This is a genomic window from Paenibacillus abyssi, assembly GCF_014640295.1.
In the GTDB taxonomy this organism is placed as follows: Bacteria; Bacillota; Bacilli; order Paenibacillales; family Paenibacillaceae; genus Paenibacillus_D; species Paenibacillus_D abyssi.
Genome location: NZ_BMGR01000006.1, coordinates 141,468 through 162,702 on the forward strand (window position 1 = coordinate 141,468; position 21,235 = coordinate 162,702).

At 49.9% G+C, this 21,235-nt stretch carries 17 protein-coding genes and 1 pseudogene; 7 read left to right on the top strand and 11 right to left on the bottom strand.

Annotated elements, in window-relative coordinates; all coding sequences use genetic code 11:
- Positions 1–25: 25 nt before the first annotated feature.
- The 3 genes from aceA to IEW11_RS25220 all read right to left on the bottom strand — a co-directional run bounded on the left by aceA (position 26) and on the right by IEW11_RS25220 (position 5,759).
- The gene (aceA, locus tag IEW11_RS10540) at positions 26–1,309 is read right to left on the bottom strand and encodes an isocitrate lyase (RefSeq protein ID WP_188531177.1); all 1,284 of its coding nucleotides are present in this window, start codon (positions 1,307–1,309) and stop codon (positions 26–28) included.
- An 8-nt stretch (positions 1,310–1,317) separates the two neighbouring features.
- Positions 1,318–1,515, bottom strand: coding sequence for a hypothetical protein (locus tag IEW11_RS24865; protein WP_229725144.1), 198 nt, complete (start codon positions 1,513–1,515; stop codon positions 1,318–1,320).
- A gap of 305 nt (positions 1,516–1,820) precedes the next feature.
- Positions 1,821–5,759 carry a rhamnogalacturonan lyase family protein gene (locus tag IEW11_RS25220; protein ID WP_188531040.1) on the bottom strand — a complete coding sequence of 1,313 codons (3,939 nt, stop codon included), beginning with the start codon at positions 5,757–5,759 and terminating at the stop codon, positions 1,821–1,823.
- A gap of 361 nt (positions 5,760–6,120) precedes the next feature.
- Between IEW11_RS25220 and IEW11_RS10550 the strand changes: the two genes are divergently transcribed.
- On the top strand, positions 6,121–7,512 hold the full coding sequence (locus IEW11_RS10550) for an immunoglobulin-like domain-containing protein (RefSeq protein ID WP_188531041.1): 1,392 nt from the start codon (positions 6,121–6,123) through the stop codon (positions 7,510–7,512).
- 349 nt (positions 7,513–7,861) lie between these two features.
- Positions 7,862–8,111 (top strand): annotated as a pseudogene (locus tag IEW11_RS25445) (IS1182 family transposase); the annotation flags it as partial.
- A 111-nt stretch (positions 8,112–8,222) separates the two neighbouring features.
- Here IEW11_RS25445 and IEW11_RS10555 read toward each other — a convergent pair.
- On the bottom strand, positions 8,223–8,633 hold the full coding sequence (locus tag IEW11_RS10555; RefSeq protein WP_188531042.1) for a hypothetical protein: 411 nt from the start codon (positions 8,631–8,633) through the stop codon (positions 8,223–8,225).
- Between the two features lie 288 nt (positions 8,634–8,921).
- Between IEW11_RS10555 and IEW11_RS10560 the strand changes: the two genes are divergently transcribed.
- From IEW11_RS10560 to IEW11_RS10580, 5 genes are all read left to right on the top strand, one after another.
- Positions 8,922–9,965, top strand: coding sequence for a LacI family DNA-binding transcriptional regulator (locus IEW11_RS10560; RefSeq protein ID WP_188531043.1), 1,044 nt, complete (start codon positions 8,922–8,924; stop codon positions 9,963–9,965).
- 120 nt (positions 9,966–10,085) lie between these two features.
- Positions 10,086–11,051, top strand: a complete 966-nt coding sequence (locus IEW11_RS10565; protein WP_188531044.1) for a sugar kinase — start codon at positions 10,086–10,088, stop codon at positions 11,049–11,051.
- On the top strand, positions 11,048–11,689 hold the full coding sequence (locus IEW11_RS10570) for an orotidine 5'-phosphate decarboxylase / HUMPS family protein (protein ID WP_188531045.1): 642 nt from the start codon (positions 11,048–11,050) through the stop codon (positions 11,687–11,689). Before IEW11_RS10565 ends, IEW11_RS10570 begins: the two co-directional genes overlap by 4 nt.
- Positions 11,690–11,707: 18 nt before the next feature.
- Positions 11,708–12,253, top strand: coding sequence for a 6-phospho-3-hexuloisomerase (gene hxlB / locus IEW11_RS10575; RefSeq protein WP_188531046.1), 546 nt, complete (start codon positions 11,708–11,710; stop codon positions 12,251–12,253).
- Positions 12,254–12,286: 33 nt separating this feature from the next.
- Positions 12,287–13,228 (top strand): acetamidase/formamidase family protein, encoded by a 942-nt coding sequence (locus IEW11_RS10580; RefSeq protein ID WP_188531047.1) that lies wholly within the window; start codon positions 12,287–12,289, stop codon positions 13,226–13,228.
- Between the two features lie 99 nt (positions 13,229–13,327).
- Here IEW11_RS10580 and IEW11_RS10585 read toward each other — a convergent pair whose 3' ends face one another.
- The 7 genes from IEW11_RS10585 to IEW11_RS10615 all read right to left on the bottom strand — a co-directional run bounded on the left by IEW11_RS10585 (position 13,328) and on the right by IEW11_RS10615 (position 20,944).
- On the bottom strand, positions 13,328–14,734 hold the full coding sequence (locus tag IEW11_RS10585) for an amidase (RefSeq protein WP_188531048.1): 1,407 nt from the start codon (positions 14,732–14,734) through the stop codon (positions 13,328–13,330).
- Positions 14,735–14,778: 44 nt separating this feature from the next.
- The gene (locus IEW11_RS10590) at positions 14,779–15,762 is read right to left on the bottom strand and encodes an NAD-dependent epimerase/dehydratase family protein (RefSeq protein WP_188531049.1); all 984 of its coding nucleotides are present in this window, start codon (positions 15,760–15,762) and stop codon (positions 14,779–14,781) included.
- Positions 15,763–15,846: 84 nt separating this feature from the next.
- Positions 15,847–16,548 carry a cyclase family protein gene (locus IEW11_RS10595; protein WP_188531050.1) on the bottom strand — a complete coding sequence of 234 codons (702 nt, stop codon included), beginning with the start codon at positions 16,546–16,548 and terminating at the stop codon, positions 15,847–15,849.
- A 13-nt stretch (positions 16,549–16,561) separates the two neighbouring features.
- Positions 16,562–17,578, bottom strand: coding sequence for a substrate-binding domain-containing protein (locus tag IEW11_RS10600; protein ID WP_188531051.1), 1,017 nt, complete (start codon positions 17,576–17,578; stop codon positions 16,562–16,564).
- An 81-nt stretch (positions 17,579–17,659) separates the two neighbouring features.
- The gene (locus tag IEW11_RS10605) at positions 17,660–18,655 is read right to left on the bottom strand and encodes an ABC transporter permease (protein ID WP_229725146.1); all 996 of its coding nucleotides are present in this window, start codon (positions 18,653–18,655) and stop codon (positions 17,660–17,662) included.
- An 11-nt stretch (positions 18,656–18,666) separates the two neighbouring features.
- Entirely contained in the window at positions 18,667–20,160 is a 1,494-nt protein-coding gene (locus IEW11_RS10610; RefSeq protein ID WP_188531052.1) for a sugar ABC transporter ATP-binding protein, read from the bottom strand.
- 25 nt (positions 20,161–20,185) lie between these two features.
- A complete protein-coding gene (locus IEW11_RS10615) occupies positions 20,186–20,944 on the bottom strand; it encodes an SDR family NAD(P)-dependent oxidoreductase (RefSeq protein ID WP_188531053.1) in 759 nt (252 codons plus the stop codon).
- Positions 20,945–21,235: the final 291 nt, after the last annotated feature.

Sequence of the window (21,235 nt, forward strand, 5' to 3'; positions counted from 1 at the left end):
TCTCCTTCCTTCAAGATTTCAACGGTCAGTGGGCGAACTGTTCCTTTTCTGTGGAGCCGGCCAAAGCAGTTGTCGTCGAAGTTCCGCCCGAGATGACTTGCGTTACCTCGTCAAAATATCCCGTTCCTACTTCCCGTTGATGGCGGGTCGCTTCATATCCTTGCGTCTCCATCGCGAATTCTGCCTGCTGCAGCTCCGAATACGCTGCCATGCCGCGATCCCTGTACCCTCTGGCCAATGTAAACATGCTGTGATTCAAAGCATGGAACCCGGCAAGCGTTACGAATTGGAACTTGTATCCCATTTCACCCAGCTTCTGCTGGAAGCTTGCGATCTCCGCATCGCTTAGTTTCTTTTTCCAATTGAAGGAAGGTGAGCAGTTGTAGGCAAGCAGCTTGCCTGGATATTTCGCATGAATGGCTTCTGCAAACCGCCTGGCTTCCTCGATATTCGGCTCGGATGTTTCACACCAGATCAAATCTGCATATGGCGCATAGGCAAGACCGCGGGAAATCGCTTGATCGAGTCCCTCGTTGACATAGAAGAAGCCTTCCGGAGAACGCTCCCCCGTTAAGAACGGACGGTCATTCTCATCAATATCGCTGGTCAACAGTCTGGCGGCATTGGCATCCGTCCTAGCGATCAGGACTGTATCAACGCCCATAACATCCGCGGCCAGCCTTGCAGCGACCAAATTCCGTACCGCTTGCTGCGTTGGCAAAAGCACCTTTCCTCCCAGATGGCCGCATTTTTTCTCGGAGGACAGCTGATCCTCGAAATGCACGCCCGATGCTCCCGCTTCGATCATCGATTTCATTAATTCAAAGACGTTGAGCGGTCCGCCAAATCCAGCTTCCGCATCGGCTACGATTGGGGCATAGAAATCGATCTCTCCGCTGCCTTCAGCATGCTGGATCTGATCCGCGCGCTGCAGCGCCTGATTGATTCGCTTTACCACTTGCGGAACGCTGTTGGCCGGGTATAAGCTTTGGTCCGGATACATATGGCCCGATAGGTTCGCATCCGCGGCGACCTGCCAGCCGCTTAAGTAAATCGCCTTCAGTCCGGCTTTTACCTGCTGAACGGCCTGGTTACCGGTTAAGGCGCCAAGTGCATGGATGTAATCCTCGGAGTGGAGCAGGCTCCACAGCCGCTCCGCTCCCCGCTGCGCCAGCGTATGCTCCACTTTCAAAGAACCTCTTAGACGGATAACATCTTCTGCTGTGTATGGACGAACAACGCCTTCATACCGCCGTGTCTGCCAGTTTTCTTGCATTTGCCGGATTTCGCTATTCCCTGTTCGCATCATCATGACGTTCATTCCCCCATCGATTCAAAATGTTTGTTATGCATACTGCTCGAGGTACCCGGTTCCGGAGCACCGGCTGCAGGGCGTATATTCCAACCCGTCGCAGCTCGGACATTCTCCCGCCTGCATGTTTCCTGCCATGCTGTCGCATCTTGGGCATTCAAGTTCACCATTGCCTTGACAAGTCGGACAGTCCATACGATCATCTCCCTTCTTTCGTTGTTCCTCAATCTGTTATATAACATGTTTGATTTCTTGTTTGTATTATATAACGAACACCCCAAACTGTGCAATACTGTTTTTAAATTTTTTATCTGTTATATAACATTATAATTTTAGAACCGGGAAATGGAGTTTCCATTTGGGAGAAATTTTCTTTTGGGAGAATTGTTCCTATTGAGGGGAGAGTCGTAATCCGCTTCAGAAAAAAACGAAAAACCACATCCTGCGATGTGGTTTCCGCTGCCGTATATAACTAGTTATTTCTGGTGGTACTCCCGCTGCTCAAACCCTAAAAGTTTTCGAGCTCAAACTCTGCCTTACCCGTCGAAGCATTATACTTGCCATTCTTCACCGTCTTAAGCTTTCCTTTGTCATCTACATAATAAATGATGATCTTCTTGGCGTTCTCATCTGGTTTTAATGTATAATCCACCTCTACTTTTACATCATCATCGAGGTCTTTGACTTTCTTACCGTCTATTGTAAAGTCAAAATCATACACCTTGCTCGAGCCGACCTGTTTTTTCTCCTTCGCTGAAAGCGTAGAAGGTTCCACGATACTCACGCCCCATTCAACCTTGGAGGATTGTTTGCCGACCGCTTCCTCTATGGTATCCAAATCCATCGTGTATGACGCCGGCCCCAACTGAACTTCGATCGTTCTTATCCGCTTTTTCTCCGCAGCCTTCAACTCCTGTGCCGGCAGCGATACCTGCACGCCGATCGCTTCTGCCGGCGGCAGGATCTCAATCGTCAGCGTCCTTCCGGAAGCCGTATCGATTGCGTGCCGAAGATCCTCAGCGGCTACGCTGGCCAGCGCTCTCCCGTCCGCATCGGCCTTTACGGCTTGCGTGACTTTACCCGGAGATACATATGCCGCTTTGATCGTAACATGGGCTTCGCCCGTAACGCCTGAACCGTCTCCTGCCATTGCCGTAACGATTACTTTACCTGCAGCATAAGCGGTCAGAAGTCCGTTATGATCAATCGCCGCCACAGACGCTGTCGTTCCGTCTTCGTTAACAACAGACCAAGTGACGGATTGATCCGTCGCCGCAGCCGGCGTGAATACGGCATCGAATTGCAATTGCTCCCCGGCCACTGTTACATTCGCCGCACTTGACACCGCTATGCCGGAAGCAAGAACAGGGGTCGTGCGGATATTAGGCTTCGGCGGTGCCTCCATATCATTGCCCAAATAGAAGCTTGTGTGCGGCGGTTGATTGTAAGCCGTATTCTGCCATGCAATACCAAGCCTGTAGACCGGATCATGCATCAGCGTATAAATCCGGTGATCGGTAAGGTCAGTGGTCGAATAGATGCGCAAAGCGCTGCTATCTTCTGTCCTGACAATAACCTCTTCCCTCCAGTCCCCGAATAGATCCGCCTGCAAAGAAGGATTACCTTTCGTATCATTGTTGGAGTAGGTTCCGGTAAACCTCTCAATATTCACCAGTTGATTATTCTCATAATCCCACTTATCGATCTTTGGAATTCCCACGCGCAGCGGATCGCCGAGCCAATCATGATCGAGAAGCTCGCGGCTTAAATCGCCGTCCCACCAGATTGCAAAGTTAGACGTAGGGATGCTGGTAGAGATTTTCTCCCCTTGCGCGCTGTACAGTCCGCCGGTCGAGCTGTTCCATGCGCCGCTGATTGACCAGACTTCATTTCCCTTGTACCGCGGATCGATATCCGCCGACAGTCCGCGTCCAACGTCGATGCCGATCTGAGGCTGGCCCCACAGTACTCTGCCGGTCTTCGCGTCCTTCACCGATGCTGAATATCGGGCATTCGTATCTTCCTGTACGGCATACAGCTCCAGCCCGAGCCTGTCAGGGTCCAGGTCGCCCAGATGCATCGCATCGCCATGACCAAGGCGGCTGTTCCACAGACCCTGCCCATTATCATCGATCGCCGCAGGTCCGGTAATGATCTCATCCCTGCCGTCCCCATCAACATCGGCTATGCTTAGCTGATGATTGCCCTGCCCGTAATAGGATTCATTGCCAGGTGTGTTCGAATCAAACGTCCACTGCTTAGTAAGTTGGCCGTCTCTCCAGTTATAAGCGACCAATACCATACGTGTGTAGTATCCGCGCTGCATGACGACACTTGGCCTTTCACCGTCCAAATAGGCCACCCCGGCGAGGAAACGGTCTACGCGGTTTCCGTAAGTGTCTCCCCAATCCCCTACATTGCCTCTTGGCGGTTCATACGAGTCGGTGGCAAGCGCCTTACCGGTCGCGCCTTCAAAGACCGTAAAATATTCCGGACCGGCCAGCACATAACCGCCGCTGTTGCGATAATCCGCATTCGGATCGCCAATTACATTACCTTTGCCATCAATCGTGCCATCCGCAGTCTTGAAGGCGAACTCGGCCTTTCCGTCCCCGTCCAGATCATAAACCATAAATTGTGTATAATGGGCGCCTGAACGGATATTTCTGCCCAGATTGATCCTCCACATCAATGTCCCGTCCTGCTTATAGGCGTCGATGTACGTATTTCCGGTGTAGCCGCTTTGCGAATTATCTTTTGAATTGCTGGGATCCCATTTCAAGATGATTTCGTATTCGCCATCGCCATCCAGATCGCCGGCACTGGCATCATTTGCACGATAGGTATAAGATTCCCCGGTCATAGAGACACCGTCCGCAGGCTTTTGGAGCGGAACCTCCAGATAGTTCATATCCCATACCTTTACCGTCTCGGATCGGCGCTGCTCGATTTCCCCGATAATCGGACGGACATAGTAAGACGACTCTGAAGTACCGTCAGCATCCAGATAATTGGTGCTGCCTGTAATAGGTTCAGCGTTGACTTTGACCCCGTCGCGGTACAGATTGAAAGCGATACTCTCCGGATCGGTGCCGAACATCCGCCATCCCACATAGACGCCGCCGCCCTCTTTTATCGCAACCATCCCGCGATTCAGGCTCTCCATCTGCCTTGACGGCTGATACGCAGGCGTCGCACTGACCGTCACACCGGATGATTCCGTCATATCATCGTACAATCCCTTAACAATAAACGTGTATGTCGTCCCATTTGTCAGTCCCGTAATGGAGGATCTATATTTGCCTTTCGGTACACTGTCCACCAGGTTGAGCGACTGATCCGGATTCTGCATATAAATATTCGCCTGCATATATGAAGGATCTACGGTCTCTTCCCAACCGATAAGCACCTTTTCATTTCTTGCTTCTGATGTAACAAAGTTTAGATTTGGGGATTTTTCAAGCTTGTTAACCTGAATCCTGTAGGTCCTGTAAACATCCGTATAAACAGAGGAAGCGACCGTAACCCCGATGTCAGTAGACATGCCTGATACGGCGACCGGAATCGAAGTCCCGCTGGCAGCCGTCTCATCGCCCACCTTAACCTGTACGCCATCCGGATTGCTTGCCTCCGGGGTAACAAACAGACTGTCCACAGAATGAGGCACATCAACCGTGTAATTCTCCACCTTCGGATCGAACGGCGGAATCATGGACGGAGTAAAGCCCGCATTATCACTGCTGAGTTTCAGATCATTCAACGCCAGATCCAGCGCGGTTAAACGTACATTGGCCAGATTGAATTTCCCCCCGCCCGCATTAACGAAAAATCCGAAGCTGCTGATACGCGCCCTGTCGCTGTAAAAGGCCGCCGGCCAGGTCACCGTGCTGCCGTCGTTCAGATTGAGAATGTTAACCGTATACTTTCTTTGCGGGATATTGAATATAATTTTAAATCGATACCAATGGGATGGATCATAGTTGATTTGTTCCGTCCCTCCGTGCCGCTTGATCACGCCGTTATCCATTTGATAACGCAAAATGCCTGCAGAGGTAGCATTGATCCTCCCGTCCATCACCCAGAAGGTCCCGCCTTTATTTGTCGGAAGATTCACATCAAATTCAAGGATCAGTCCTCCGTTTTGTGCCGCAAACCGCTGTCCGAAATAGGACGAGCCGGTTCCATCATGACTTATTTCCGCATGGGCACCGCCCGCCTCCGCGTCTTGGACAATATTCACGATCGGAGCCGTTCCTTCCCTCGCCCAGCTATTCCCGCTTCCGATCGTTAATGGCCCTGCACTATAACTGCTAAAGTCATCCGAGATAAGGATCGTGTCAGCAGCAGCGGCTGGCGTAGAGAAGTTCACGGGCATAATAAGGGTCATGATGAGCACTGCCGTTAAGAGCTTGGAAACGAGAACATGACTTTTCTTCCTTTTCAACATTACGTATAACCTCCTTGAAAAATGAAATAATTTTTCATTGGCTGATGTAAGCAGTTCTAGTTGATGTTTTACCTCCTCCCCTCATTTTTTAAAGCGCTTGCAAAATAGAGAATGACTTCCTCTACACAAACTCGGTCCAACTATTTGACTGCTTAACAGGTGGACATGAAGTCTATTATTAGGCAACCATTCCAATTATAGAATTCAAAAAACAGACTTTTTTGATTAAAAAACAGAGGGATTGCAAGTTGAAATGATTAAAAAAATTAAATCTCCCGACTCCCTCAAATTTCCATTCCCTGCCGAACTGTTGTAATGTGAGGAATATTTTGTTAATTATCTGAGTGATGGAGGATGGAACATGAAAAAATCGCTAGTCACCCTAACAGCAGCGCTTTTGATTTCATCTATCGCCTTGCCGACTGCCACATACGCACATAAGGAACTCGATGACAAGAAGGAAAAGGAATCACAAAAGTACAATTGGAAATGGAAAGAGCAAAGATATCATGATGATGATGATGACGATGACGATGATTATGATGACGATGATGATGATTATGATGACGACGATGATGATAAGAAAGAACGCGGGAAGAAAGGCGATGCGAAAATTGCAGCCGCCGACAGAAAGCAGCTGAGCATTGATTTTGGCGGCAATGACCATCGCAAAAGTGTGACACAGCCGCTTGATGCACTGCCCGCTAAAGGCAAGCGGGGCTCTACGATCACCTGGTCCTCAAGCCATCCTTCGATCCTGTCAAGCGACGGCAAGACCTTAAACCGCCCTGCTCAGCGTGATGTCAACGTTACGTTAACGGCAACCGTCAAATACAACAAAGCGGTGACAAAGAAAAAATTCATCCTTACGGTGAAAAAGCAGCAGATGAATGCCCAGCAGATCGTCGCAGCCGACAAAGCGGCGCTTCAAATCACCTTCAGCGGTAACGATACGGCCGCCAATGTTACCAGTCCGCTCCGTTTGCCTGCTAAAGGCGTGAACGGCTCTACGATTACTTGGTTCTCCAGCAATACATCCGTCATCTCGCATGACGGCAAAACCGTCATCCTCCCTGCCTCAGGTGCCAATGATGCAGCGGTAGTTATGACTGCCATTATAACCAATCAGGGGGTTACGGACAGCAAGCTGTTCACCGTGACAGTCAAGCAGCAGCTATCCAACGTTCAAAGAGCAATCGCCGACCGGGATGCCCTGACGCTCACTTTTAGCGGCAGCGATACAGCATCCAGTGTTATCGGTCCGATAACGCTCCGCAAAACCGGCGCGAATGGCTCCACCATTACTTGGTTCTCCAGTCATCCCGGCTATATCTCGAATGAAGGCGCGATTGTCAGCCGTCCACCTGCCGCCTCTGGCGATGCGCAGGTCATACTAACGGCGATTATCCAAAATGGCGGCCATAGCGAAACGAAGACGTTTACCGTTACGTTGAAAGCGCAGCTTACAGATGCTCAGAAGGTAGCTGCCGACAAGCAAGTCTTAGCGATCGGCTTCTCGGGAGGGGATACGGCCTCACGGGTAACCGGCACCATTACATTGCCAACGCTCGGTATTCATGGCTCTACGATTCTATGGATCTCCGATTCGCCGAGCGTGATTTCAAATGACGGCAAAACCGTCAATCGTCCTGCTTCCACAAGCACGGATGCACAAGTGAAGATGACCGCAATCATCGTGAGTAATGGCAGCAGCGAGGTTAAAACCTTTGATCTTATTGTGAAGCGCCGATAATACATGCAGAGGCGGCTATCACTGGCCTTTGACGGGATAGCTTGACTGGTTATTAATATCCCAATAATCCAGATGACCGCCTCCAATATCTAAAGCATTTATGAAAAAAGAAGGTGCTGTCCCATCAAGTCATCGATGATGACGATGGGATAGCACCTTTCTCTTAGAAGCTTTGGTTGTAACGCATTCACTGCGCAGTCGAATGTTCTTCCGATCGCTGACGCTTCTCCAGAATCATTCGATCTGCTTCGTTTAGGCGTAACCGTTTCTTTCATAAAAACAAACAAAAAAGGAGCCTTCCCTTGTTAAAATGCAAGTACGACCAAACATTAACAAAGAGAGGCTTCTTTTGTACATCGAATATACCATGGACCCGCTTAATTTGCACATGGACTTGCAGGAAGATATCCCCGAAAACCATCTCGTCCGCGTCATCAATGATGCCGTTAATCGCCTACCTATGAAGATCTTCACTCCAGCTTATCCCGGCGGCTGTCGAGATCGCTACCACTCGGTCAGAGCGCATGAAGGACGTCCTCGAAACGGTATTTACGGCCGTTCTTCCGTTCCTCGCGGAACAAAGCTACGTCATTACCGAAGCACAAGCTTCCAATATCTCATTGAAGATCCCTTTTGGGACAGCCTTTGTCTCGTTCATAAACATTGGTACAAGTCCGTTGAAATGACTGCAATTATTGCCACGCTTAAACTTACATACACTTCTCTTCGACAGTTGCTTTAACATTACTAATTGTCACCTTTGAATATCCGGACAGATATTCTGTATACCCGCATACCGTTTTTTCTCTGGTGCCTCCTCTTGAATCGATATATTTTATATAGATTGCCCCTTCTCCGTTTAAACTTAGTTTAGGCTTGATTTTCACGGTTTCTCCGCTCTTAATAGGCTCGGTATAGATATCTTTTGAAGTCCCTTTTATAATGCCTACCTCTACTGATTCGATGTTATAGTCTGAGTTATTATTTATTGTCACGGAAAAGCTTTGGAATGGCTCAGTTATATTTTTCAACCAATTAAAACCTATCCAAACTAGTATAATGAATACCGTCAAAGAGAACGACACAAGGAACAGAATGAAAAATCGTTTTTTAATCTTCATACCTTTACCTTCTTTCTACTGCTCTGTAAAAATTAAACTCACCATTGTAAGATACGTTTCCCATCCGTTATAAGTTGCAATTGCGCTATTGCTCTATTGTCCCGAGGGAGTTTAACAATAGAAAACAACACTAAGCTTTAACAGAAACTTGTATATAAGCAAATGTTACTATTTCTAACGCTGTGCTCGACACAGCATTGACAAAACTTTAAAATTACCTTACATTGGAATGGTATCGGTTCCACTAACCATTCTTAAACCTACTCCTTTCTGTAAAGGTTGATTGAAATGAATGAAGATTTACAACCAAAAAATCCAAAATCACGAGCAACGATTGCTGATGTAGCGCGTGCGGCTGGTGTCTCCAAAACAACCATATCCCGATTTTTAAGCAAACAGTTTGATTCGATATCGGCCAGCACCCTGAAGCGGATTGAAGAAACCATTGCCGAGCTTAACTATCGGCCCAACCGTATGGCGCGGGGATTGAAGCAGGACCGAAGCTATTTGATCGGCTTCGTCGTTGCGGACATTACGAATCCTTACGCGACAAGCATCATGCGCGGGGCTGAAGAGGTGTGCGAGAAACATGGCTATAACCTGCTCGTTTGCAATACGGACAAGGATCCGGAAAAGGAACGACGGTATTTCGATCTTCTCCAGACCCACCGGATCGATGGTCTCCTGATCAACACGACGGGATACAACAATTCCATTTTGCAAGAAATGTCCAAGGACGATATGCCGATTGTGCTCGTAGACCGCAAAGTTCCCGAGCTCGACTTCGACATGGTCGGAACCGACAATCGGAAAGCGACAGGTGAAGCCTTAACCCATTTGCTGGCATGCGGTTACGAACGGATCGCCTTTTTCAGTGAAATGATCGGGATCACAAGCCCCCGTTACGAACGTGCGGAGGTATTCCGTTCGATCCTTCGCGAGCGCGGGCATGCGAGCGCCGACGATTTTTTCGAAGTAGATATGAAGGACACCAATGCCTTAGAGAGCAGCTTGGATCGTTATCTTGAATCGTCGACCGGACAATATCGTGCTGTTTTTGCAGGCAATGCCGTTGTCCTGCTCAAGTTAGTCGGCGCGCTCAAACAAAGAAATTTACAGATACCCGATGACGTATCGCTAATTGGATTTGACGATCCGGAATGGGCGCCATACGTTGACCCAGGCATCACAACCATATCACAGCCTACCTTTGATATTGGAGCCGCAGCTATGGAACAGATGCTCAAAAGAATCAACGGCGACACGTCGCCGCCTCAGACAATGGAGCTTCCCGCTTCTCTGCTTATTAGAAGATCGACAATTGCAAAATAGTTTTATTCAACAACAACCTACTCGCCGATAGCATTATATGGATATCGGCGTTGCTTTTACAATATTATGGAACCGATACCGTTAATCGGTTCCATAAAAAAATACAAAAGGAGAATCCTTATGAATCCCCATTTTGATGTTGTCACATTCGGAGAAGCAATGGTTATGTTTGTCGCTGATGAGCCCGGGGAGCTGCACCAAATCGAGCATTTTTCACGAAAAATGGCGGGAGCCGAAGCGAATGTTGCCGTAGGGCTGTCCCGGCTCGGGTTTAAGGTCGGATGGATGAGCAAGCTGGGCCGGGATCCGCTGGGAAAATACATTTCCAGTGTACTGAACAGCGAGCAGGTCAATATGCAGGCGGTTCTTATTCAGGACGATCGTTCAACGGGCTTTCAATTGAAAGCTAAAGCTGTATCAGGTGGCGATCCTCAGGTGCAATATTTCCGAAGATTTTCTGCTGCCAGCACGATGAGTATCGATGATTTCGATGCCTCCTACTATTTAGGAGCAAGGCACATCCATCTGACCGGCATCGCTCCGGCTCTCTCCGATTCTTGTTATCATATGGCGGAATCCATAATGAAACAAGCTGGAGCGGCCGGTATACCGATCACGTTCGACCCTAATCTTCGTCCGACCTTATGGCCTGGCGAGGAAGCGATGAAAAAAGGCATAAACCGCCTTGCCGCGCAGGCTGACTGGGTGCTTCCTGGTCTTTCGGAAGGCACTTTCTTGACGGGCTTTACAGCTCCTTCTGATATTGCCGCTTTTTATCTCGATCAAGGCGCCAAAGGCGTATGCATCAAGCTGGGACCTGAAGGCGCTTATTGCCGCACGCGGGAGGAAGCCTGTACAGTACCCGGATTTAAAATCGCACAAGTATTGGATACAGTAGGCGCTGGAGACGCCTTTGCCGCCGGCTTCATCAGCGGACTGCTGTCTGGCCTAAGCTTGATGGAGGCGGTCAGACGCGGAAATGCGATGGGCGCGCTCGCGGTTACGTCAACCGGTGATTCAGACGGACTGCCTGCTATGCAGCAGCTGCTGGAATTTATGAATAGCGAGAGGAGCGCTCAACAATGAAACTTCAGCTGGCACTCGACAGAATGACCATCCACGAGGCCATCGCGATTGCGGAGATTGTCCGGCCTTACGTCGATTGGTTAGAAGTCGGCACTTCCCTGATAAAGGAGTTTGGGATGGAAAGCCTGCGGCAGTTCCGCCAAGCTTTTCCTGACAAATTCATCGTCGCGGACATCAAAACCTTTGACAATGCCGCTTACGAATTCAGCTTATGCTTCGACTATGGCGCAGATGCGGCAACCGTGATCGGAGCAGCCCCGCTAGTGACGATCGAAACCTGCAAAAGGATTGCCGCCGAGAGGGAGCGGCTGTGCATGATTGATTTATTGAATGCCCCTTCCAAGCAGCTGCCATTCCTGTTTGATTCTCCTCATACCGCTGTCTGCATCCACATAAGCAAAGACCAGCAGGAACAGGGCGGTCATGGCAGCTTTGAACATTCCATTGAAGCATACACACCATTCTTATCATCAGGCGGACCAAAATTGGCGGTGGCAGGAGGCATCACTTCCGATTCCCTTCCCCTGCTGCAAACATTAAGGCCCGATGTTGTTATCGTCGGAACAGGCATTACCCAAGCAGTTGATCCGCTCGCAGCAGCAAAAGCTTTATACCAATCCGTTCATTCGCATTCCTAAAATTGGAGGTGGCAAGAGATGAAAGAGTTTGACCATATACTCAGTGAAATTCAATCGGTTTTGCAGAAGGTACAGCCCGAGGCGGCACTGAAGCTGATCTCCATGCTGCAAAGCGGCAGGACGGTGTTCCTGGTCGGAGAAGGCCGCTCCGGCTTCATGGCCAAGTCGTTTGCAATGCGGCTTCACCATTTGGGCGTGAGCGTTTTTGTCGTGGGAGAAACCATCACTCCTTCTATTAAAGAAGGTGATGTCCTGATCGCCGTATCGGGATCGGGCACATCTGCTGCCGTCCTCTCAGCAGCCAAGAAATCCATTGAAGCAAAGGCAGAAGTATGGGCGGTTACGGCCAATGCCGAGTCGCCTCTGGCACAAACTGCGAATGAAATATTGCATGTGGAAGCAGCGACCCGTTATAGAAAAGAGCATGAGTCGAAATCGGTGCAACCGCTCGGCTCACTCTTTGACCAATGCTGCCATATTGTGTTCGATGCCATTTGCCTGCGATATGCTTCCGAGCTTCAAGTCGCCCACTCCGAAGCGTTTAACAGACACACCAATTTGTAAGTCACCCTTCACTATAACAAAGGAGGAACTTCTATGACGAAGCATACGATTCTGCCCCAAAGCGGTACTCTTCACGGCTCTTTTTCCCGTGATAATGAGCCCATTCTTACCATCCAGTCCGGCGACTCCGTGAGCTATTCCACCCTGGACGGCGATTGGCTGAAGGAACTAAAGCCTGCTCCCAATCCAGGACACGGCCCAGAATTCGAGCTCCGCGATCCGATCCGCGATGCCGGCCATGCGATGTGCGGGCCTATTGCCATTGAAGGGGCGATGCCGGGAATGACGCTGGCTGTCCGAATCAATGAGAACCGGCCCGCCTCTTGGGGCTGGAGCCGTGTTGGGGGCAGACAGACAGAGCATGACCTGCGGCTTGGCGTAAGCGAAGGAGAACCTTATTATTTAAGCTGGGAGCTCAACAATGAGCGCATGCTCGCGACCAGTCATCTGGGACATTCCGTACGAATGCAGCCTTTCATGGGCGTGCTCGGGATGCCGCCGGATGAGCCCGGGCTCCACTCCACGCATCCACCCCGGTTCTGTGGAGGAAACATGGATTGCAAAGAATTAGTTCCCGGCACGACTTTGTATCTGCCGATTGCCGTCAAGGGCGGGCTGTTCTCTGTCGGGGATGGACATGCCGCACAAGGCGACGGCGAGGTTGGTTCGACCGCGATCGAATGTCCGATGGATAAGGTCGATCTAACGTTCACCCTTCTCCCTGATATGAAGCTTGCCATGCCGAGAGCGAATACGCCAGCCGGCTGGTTGACCTTCGGGTTCCATGAGGATTTAAAAGAAGCGACATATACGGCATTAAATGGAATGGTCGATTTGCTGCAGGAGGTATTCGGATTTCACCGCAAAGAAGCACTCGCTCTATGCAGCTATACCGTCGATTTGCGCATCACGCAAATCGTAAACGGGGTATGCGGCGTTCATGCCGTTCTGCCGCACGGTTCCATTCGGTGCTAACGATACTCAGAACTATACTTTGATTCCATGCATAAATAGCCTGTCCAGGCAACAGGGGACAAATCCCAGTCTGACAGGCTATTTATATTACTTTTTATATTATATAGACGGAAGCTGCGGCTGGTGCTGCGACCAAGGCTGAATCGCTTCAAAGGCCGAGGCGGCGCGGAACACATCGGTTTCACAGTTTGTCCGTCCTACGATTTGCAGGCCGACAGGCAGGCCTTCTTTAGTAAATCCGCAAGGAATCGAAGCAGCAGGCTGACCGGTCAGATTGAAAGGATAAGTATAGGAAACCCATGAGACCATATCGCGTTCAGGCAATTCAGGCGGATGGTTCAATCCTGTATCGAATGCCGCTACCGGCAGCGTAGGACAGAGGATTAGATCATATTGCTCGAAAAAGCGCCGGAGTCTCTCCCTCAATGCATATCTGGCAAATACTTTATTGTAATAATCATCGATCCGCTGCTCCATCGCATGATCAAGGGAGCCCGCTACGGCAGGATCAAACCGCTCACGCGAATTCACAAGATAATTATTGAGCCTGGTACCCACGCCCGCATAGTATTCCGCCTGCATCAATTCGACAGGGTCTTTATCGAAAATATCGTCCACCTGTTCTACTTGGCATCCCAAGGCTTGAAAAGCTTTGGCAGCAGCTTCCGTAATCTCAGCTACTTCCGGCAAGGTGCGCCCATACCCTAACGTTGGACTCCAAGCGATCCGCATGCCCGCGACCGGTACATCGCAGGCCGCCAGAAAATCCGGGATCGGTGCGGACACACTGCCAGGATCACGGCCATCAAAGCCTGCAATCGCCCCCATGAGCAGCGCAGCATCTCTAACTGTTCGAGCCATCGGACCGATATGTGCCAAGGTTGGTGTCGCTGCTGTCGGATATACAGGCGCCCTTCCGAACTGCCCCTTGAATCCAAAGATCCCGCAGAATGAAGCTGGAATACGCGCAGAACCACCGCCATCGGTCCCAATCGCAAATGGGGTGACTCCGGCAGCCACGGAAGCTGCCGCTCCTGCGCTTGAACCTCCCGTCGTTTTGCCGGTGTTCCATGGATTGCGGGTGATACCGGTCAATGGGCTGTCTCCTACGGCTTTGCATCCGAATTCGGAAGTTGTCGTCTTGCCGATAATACAGGCGCCTGCCTTTCTCAGCCGTTCTACCACAGGGGCATCGAACTCCGCTATATTATCCTTCGTAATGAGTGAACCGGAGGTGTGTCTGACTCCGCCGACCGGAATCAAATCCTTGATCGATATCGGCAGCCCGTGAAGCGGACCCAATGGTTCATTATTAGCTTGCGCCATATCACATGCTCTTGCTGCCTCAAGGGCCAGCTCAGGAGTTCGTGTGACAAACGCGTTCAGAACAGGCTCGGTCCTTTCCATGGCCTCAATCGATGCGCTAACAACTTCCACGGCAGAAAACTCTTTTTTCAGTAGCCCATTTCTTAATTCCAACGCGCTCTTAAAAGCAAATTCACGCATCCGAAGCGCTCCCCTTCCTATTAACAGAATTCATGCCCTACTGGCTATTCGCTCAGCAAGGCGCCATGCTTTTCCAACCAAGCTTTATAGTCAGCGAAAGATTTGTACAGATCGAATTGGGCCTCATAGCCGGTATCTTCCGTAAGGCGCGTTATTTCCATCGGTGCGTTATCATCAAACAGGCGTACATTCGCCAGGTCCGGTGATGTCTGAATGCGGTAACGAAAATCCGGATATTTTCCTGCAAGCAGTGCGCACCAATCCTCCACAGACCATGCGTAAGGCGAGCTAACGTTATAGATCGGATGGTTTAATCTTTCCGCCTTCAACAGCGAGACAACCGACGCAGCTACATCCCTGCTGTAAACCCAGTGCTTGAACCCGCTTCGCGGAAGCAGCGCTTCCTGTCCAAGCATCGCCAATCGAGTCGTCTGGAATGGAGCGCTCATGACGTCCCGTACTCCTGTCTTATGTTCCCAAGGCCCGAAGATGTCGCCGAGTCTGGCGGCGATCACATTCATCCCCGTTAGCTCCCGATAACGAAGGGCGATCCGCTCTGCCGCAAACTTCGTAATTTCATAGAGATTAACCGGTTCCATTACCGTCGTCTCTTCCTGCAGCAGCTCAGCGGTTTTAGTCGCTGAGCCGTACGCTGCAATGGAGCTCAAGTAAATGAATTTATGAACGGCATGTCTGCGGGCGGCCTCCAGCACTTCTATCGTTCCGACACAGTTTACCTGCAGGACCAACGCTCCTTCGCTCGCCTCCCGCAGTTCATCCGGTGTGATAGCTGCGCCATGAATGACCGCATTGATACCAAACGTTGAGAACGCAGCATCAAGTCCGGCCTTATCCAGTACGTTCCCTTCAAAAAAATGAAGATGTCCCTTCTTTTTCTGCAGCTCAGTCAACGCCTCAGGACGCGGCGGTGAAGTCGCATACATCACGATATCGATACCTTCCTCCAGCAATGCCTCGGCGATATTGAGCCCGACAAATCCAGTCCCGCCTGTTAGCAAAACTTTCATAAACGTCCTTCCCCTCACATAAAAGTAGCGATTCAAACAGCGAACCGGGCCCTGATATATCGGCCCGGTTCGCTTAAGATCGGCTCATTCCTCCACAATCGCAAATGCGCGGACAGGCGACCCGGTTCCTTCATGCAGCAAAAGAGGAACGCCATAGAACGTAAATTCTCCCTTGCCGACGAGCTGATCCAGATTGACCAGCCATTCGTAGTGGGTAATGCCCCTGTCCCGGCAAACACGGTGGCTCGGAAACAGATTCGTGCTCATAATATCTGTTGAAGGTCCCTCCACTCCGTGAAGCTTCGAACCCCGATCAGCAAGCCAATGCGTAGCCTCCACCGATAACCCCGGATTCACATCAAAAATGATCGGATTCGGAAAATGACGATTATGAAGACCCGTATTCAGAAGCACGATATGCCCATCGACCGTAATGCCAGTCTTGCGTTCCGCCTCTTCCAGATCCGCGACTTGAATTTCCCCCAGATCGGGAATATGGGTCATATCAAAGCACACAGCCTTGCCAAAAAACATCTCAAGCGGCATCTGGTCGATCGTCTGCCCATTCGGATTCATATGGTAAAAGGCATCCACATGAGTTCCAATATGTTCGATCATGCCGATATAGTTCCAAGCGGAGGTGTGCGGATCCTCCGGTGTTCCCGAACCCATCTTCAATGTGCTTTCATGTGTTGCGAGCCTGACATAAACATTGCTCTGGAATGCGCTTTGTACCGGCATATTATCGGTTATCGTAAGTGTTAGATCAATGATGCGTTGCGCCATGCTTTATTTCCTCCTATTGTTTTCCCAAAGGATAAAGAATTTTTTGGATATCCTCATCATCGATGTTGCTATTATCCACGTATACGGCTGGCACATCCGTCTTCTTCTCGACTTCCTCGCCATTGATGACCTTGATCGCATTCTCCACGCCCATATATCCGATCGCTGCAGGATCCTGTGAAATGGTACCGTCAATGACGCCGTCGCGAATGGCTTTGAGCAGATCTTCGGAGCTGTCATAGCCGATTACCGCAACATCGTCCTTTTTGCCGGATGCTTCAACGCCCAAGGATACACCAATCGAAGCGCCTTCGTTGGTTGCGAATATCCCCTTAATGTCCGGATTCGAGGTAAAGATGTCCTGTGTAATGTTGAATGCCAGGTTCCGGTCGCCTTCACTGTAGAATGTATTAAGCAGTGAATACCCGCCAAAGGAATTCATTGTATCGATGAAGCCTTTTTCTCGCGCAGCCCCTTGAATGGATCCCGCTACTTCACTTACAACAGCAATCTTGCCTTCTCCGCCGATCAGCTCGTTCATTTTTTCCGCTGCCATGGCCGATGCCGCCACATTATCCGTGCTGACGAATGAGTGTGGAATATCCGAGTTTAGATCGCCATCGATAATAATGACCGTGATGCCTGCCGCATCCGCCTTTTCCAGAGCCGGGACCATCGCATCCGCATTGGTCGGAGAAATAACAATCGCCTTAACGCCTTGGGTGATAAAGTCTTCGATGATTTTAACTTGGCCTTCTACATCGGTGTCCTTGGCCGTACCTTGAAACACAATGGTGTAACCCGCTTCTTCAGCGGCTTGTTCAGCACCTACTCGGACCGATTTCCAATAATCGTAGAGCGTAGATTTTGGAATGACGCCAATCACGCCGCCGCTCTCATCAGCTGCTGCATTATTCCCGCCTGCCGCAGCTTCATTTCCATTCCCAGCATTTCCGTTTGCTCCACAACCAGCCAATACCAACCCGACAAGCATCAATAACATGAAAGTCATACCCAGCTTATTCCTCACGTTAACCTCTCCCTCGATATACGTTTATAATGAACTGCCGCTAGACACAGGGTCAGCCTTGCAAGTGCATCCTGGTCAAGATTACTTTGCTTTTTGCCTCAACGTATCGATATAGACAGCACCGACGATGACGATACCGATTGCAATTTGCTGCCAATAGTAGGAAACCCCCAGCAGATTGAGACCATTGCGAAGGATCCCCATAATGAAGGCTCCAATCAGCGTTCCTACAATCGTCCCTACTCCGCCGGATAAGCTCGCGCCGCCGATAACGGCCGCCGCAATCGCATCGAGCTCATAGTTTTGTCCTGCCGTAGGCGCCGCCGAGATCAGCCGTGATGTGAGGATGATACCAGCTATCCCCGCTAACATACCGCTCAGCGCATACACGCCAAGCTTTGTTTTATTGACGTTTATTCCGGATAAAAAGGCCGCTTTCTCATTGCTTCCGATGGCATATACACTGCGTCCGAAGCGGCTTCTGGACAAGATTACCGCCATAATGATGGAGATAATGACCATCAATATGACCGGCATCGGGATGCCGAACACGGTTCCCCCGCCCAGCACGCCATATGATCGCGGCAATCCGGATACCGGTGTGCCGTCAGTGATCACGAGCACGGCTCCTCTAGCAATCCCCATCATCCCCAGCGTGGCGATAAAGGGAGGAATATTCCCATAGGAAATGATCGCTCCATTTAATAGTCCGCAGACGATACCGCCCACTATACCGACAATAACGGCTATCCAGATCGGACTCCCTGAGGTCATCATCTGCGCGGCAATAACGCCTGAGAGCGCTGCGATCGAACCAACGGACAGGTCTATGCCGCCCTTAATAATGACGTACGTTTGTCCGATTGCCACTATCGCTACGATAGACGTTTGCAGCGCGATGTTTAATAGATTGTTTACCTGTAGAAAACTGCTGCTTGCAAACGAGAAAAATAGTCCCAGCAAAATGAGTCCCAGGAATGCCCCTAACTTTTGAAAGTTTACCGAACGATTCCCGGTTGGCTTTGCTCCGGAATCGGGGAGTTCGGATTTTCTCTTCATGATGTTTTCCAGCAACATGACCGCTCCTCTCATTGATTCATCGCATAATGAGTGATCTTCTCCTGATCGGCATCCTCCGCTGACAGATCGGCGGTTATTCGCCCTTCTGCCATGACCAGAATCCGGTCGCTCATACCCAGAATTTCAGGCAGCTCGGAGGAGATCATAATGACCGTTACACCGTTTAACACCAGCTCGTACATGAGCTCATACACTTCATATTTTGCCCCAACGTCAATTCCTCTGGTCGGTTCATCAAAGATGAGTATGTTTGTATGGCGACATAGCCATTTGGCAAGAACAACCTTCTGCTGGTTGCCTCCACTGAGATTGCCGACCTCCTGATTCCGGTTTACGGCTTTGATGCCAAGTCGTGTGATATAGTGATCCGTGACCCGCTTGGCTTCATTTTCTTTAACCCATCCGGCGGTTGAATATTTGTCATAGTTGCTGATCATGATGTTATCCTTAATATTGATGGAGAGCATCAGCCCGTCCTTTTTACGGTCTTCCGTAATATAACCAATCCCGTGGCGGATTCCCTCTGCGGGGGTTTGGATGGCAACCTTCTTGCCTTGAATCCAAATCTCGCCCGTTACCATACGGTCCGCACCGAATATTGCCCGAGCAAGCTCCGTCCTTCCGGCACCCATCAAACCCGCAATGCCGAGTATTTCTCCTTCATAGGCCTCAAAGCTGATGTTCCTTAACAGCTGCTTGGTGGAAACATTCTTAACCTCCAACGTCTTCTTGCCCCGGGAGTAATCCGGTTTGCCAGGGAACTTGGAAGTAAGCTCGCGGCCGACCATTTCCTGGATCAGCTTATCCACTGTCGTATCTTGAAACAGATGCTCGGAAATGTATTGGCCGTCCCTTAGTACCGTCACGCGATCTACAATCCGCTTCAGCTCATTCATGCGGTGCGAGATGTAGATGATTGCCACCCCTTGGGCCTTGAGATCGTGAATGACGTCAAAAAGCGTGTCGATTTCAGATTCGGTCAAAGCCGCCGTTGGTTCATCCAGAATTAATAGCTCACAGTTGTATGACAGCGTTTTTGCGATTTCTACCATTTGCTGCTCCGCTACGCTGAGCTCGGACACTTTCATTCGCGGATTGATCTTCAGCTTTAGCTGCTGCAAAATTTTTGCGGCATCCTCATTCAACTGACGCTCGCTTATGAATCCCCGCAGTCTGGCGCCGGGTTCTCTTCCGATAAAAATATTTTGTGCGACAGTCAGATCCGGAAGGAGATTGAATTCCTGATACACGATACCAATGCCCAGACGCTGGATTTCCTTCGGATGTTGAATTCGCAGAGGCTGTCCTTTATACCTCACCTGACCTGAATCCTGTTTGACGACCCCGGTCAAAATTTTCATCAGCGTCGACTTTCCAGCTCCGTTCTCCCCCATGAGGGCATGAACTTCCCCGCGCCTGATATGAAGTTGAACATTCCGGAGTACGCTGACCCCTGAATAGGATTTATAAATATCGACCGCTTCCAGCAGCATTTCTCCCATGCGTCTCACCCCCATGTTCGTTTTGTTACAGCATGACATCTCCCAGGTTAGGTCCCAGCGTCTGGCCTGTGAACAGGTTGCCGTCCGGTTCGGCAGCGAGGAATACAGCCGTCGGAGACACCTCATCGACTTCTCCGAATCGCGGAATGACAAGCTCAGCCAGCTTCTTATCCCTCCATTCCTGATTGACGGTGTGCATCACATGGGTTTCGATCGGCCCCGGAGCGATACAGTTCGCCGTAATCCCGTGACGGCCGAGCTCCATCGCGATCGACTTCGTGAATCCGATTATTCCTGCTTTGGAAGCCGCATAATGACTGTGCTCCACGCCGCCCTTCTGGCCAATCTGGGAAGCCATATTAATAATCCTTCCAAACTTTTGCTCGATCATGTGCGGCACAGCAAATCTGGTTGTTAAAAATACGCTTCTGAGATTGACGGACATCATGTTATCCCATGCTTCGACTGTCATATCCTGAATCAGGCTCTGCGTGGAAATATAAGCATTGTTGACCAATATATCGATGCGCCCGAACGCACTTACCGTTGATGTTATCAGACGCTCGGCCGTCTCTACCTGAGATATATCACCCTCGGTGAGGATTACACGCCCACCGAAGCTCTCCAGCTCATTCTTAAACTGCTCCATGTCATCAAGTTTATGGCCGTAATAATTCAGTGAAAGATCGGCGCCTTCCCTTGCATATGCAAGCGCAATTCCTTTACCGATTCCATGAACAGGGCCCGCCCCTGTAATCACTGCGATTTTCCCTTTCAGTCTCATAAGCATTCTCCTTTGAAAGTTAATGGTACCGGTTTACGGAACCGGTTCCAGTAAGGATAGATTAAATGAGAATGCTTGCTTTGTCAAACACTTTTTTGTCAGAATACCTCACTCCGTATTTCTTAATTTCGAAAAACCCTTTTATTAAGCGTTTTCTTTTTGTTTTTTAACAAATTATTTTTGTGTACTATATTTTTGTGTCAGTTTATCTGCCATTATAATAAAATAAAAAAGCTACACTGCACATGGTTATTTCTTACCATGAACAGCATAGCGATTAAAAAAATTCTG

What these genes read in the sequence shown, in the direction of transcription:
- IEW11_RS10560 (WP_188531043.1), top strand. Translation starts at nt 8,922, where the DNA reads ATGAATGAAGATTTACAACCAAAAAATCCAAAATCACGAGCAACGATT.
- aceA (WP_188531177.1), bottom strand. Translation starts at nt 1,309, where the DNA reads ATGATGCGAACAGGGAATAGCGAAATCCGGCAAATGCAAGAAAACTGG.
- IEW11_RS10550 (WP_188531041.1), top strand. Translation starts at nt 6,121, where the DNA reads ATGAAAAAATCGCTAGTCACCCTAACAGCAGCGCTTTTGATTTCATCT.
- IEW11_RS10615 (WP_188531053.1), bottom strand. Translation starts at nt 20,944, where the DNA reads ATGAGACTGAAAGGGAAAATCGCAGTGATTACAGGGGCGGGCCCTGTT.
- IEW11_RS10570 (WP_188531045.1), top strand. Translation starts at nt 11,048, where the DNA reads ATGAAACTTCAGCTGGCACTCGACAGAATGACCATCCACGAGGCCATC.
- IEW11_RS10555 (WP_188531042.1), bottom strand. Translation starts at nt 8,633, where the DNA reads ATGAAGATTAAAAAACGATTTTTCATTCTGTTCCTTGTGTCGTTCTCT.
- IEW11_RS10610 (WP_188531052.1), bottom strand. Translation starts at nt 20,160, where the DNA reads ATGGGAGAAATGCTGCTGGAAGCGGTCGATATTTATAAATCCTATTCA.
- IEW11_RS10595 (WP_188531050.1), bottom strand. Translation starts at nt 16,548, where the DNA reads ATGGCGCAACGCATCATTGATCTAACACTTACGATAACCGATAATATG.
- IEW11_RS10580 (WP_188531047.1), top strand. Translation starts at nt 12,287, where the DNA reads ATGACGAAGCATACGATTCTGCCCCAAAGCGGTACTCTTCACGGCTCT.
- IEW11_RS25220 (WP_188531040.1), bottom strand. Translation starts at nt 5,759, where the DNA reads ATGTTGAAAAGGAAGAAAAGTCATGTTCTCGTTTCCAAGCTCTTAACG.
- IEW11_RS10605 (WP_229725146.1), bottom strand. Translation starts at nt 18,655, where the DNA reads ATGTTGCTGGAAAACATCATGAAGAGAAAATCCGAACTCCCCGATTCC.
- IEW11_RS10585 (WP_188531048.1), bottom strand. Translation starts at nt 14,734, where the DNA reads ATGCGTGAATTTGCTTTTAAGAGCGCGTTGGAATTAAGAAATGGGCTA.
- IEW11_RS10590 (WP_188531049.1), bottom strand. Translation starts at nt 15,762, where the DNA reads ATGAAAGTTTTGCTAACAGGCGGGACTGGATTTGTCGGGCTCAATATC.
- hxlB (WP_188531046.1), top strand. Translation starts at nt 11,708, where the DNA reads ATGAAAGAGTTTGACCATATACTCAGTGAAATTCAATCGGTTTTGCAG.
- IEW11_RS10565 (WP_188531044.1), top strand. Translation starts at nt 10,086, where the DNA reads ATGAATCCCCATTTTGATGTTGTCACATTCGGAGAAGCAATGGTTATG.
- IEW11_RS24865 (WP_229725144.1), bottom strand. Translation starts at nt 1,515, where the DNA reads ATGATCGTATGGACTGTCCGACTTGTCAAGGCAATGGTGAACTTGAAT.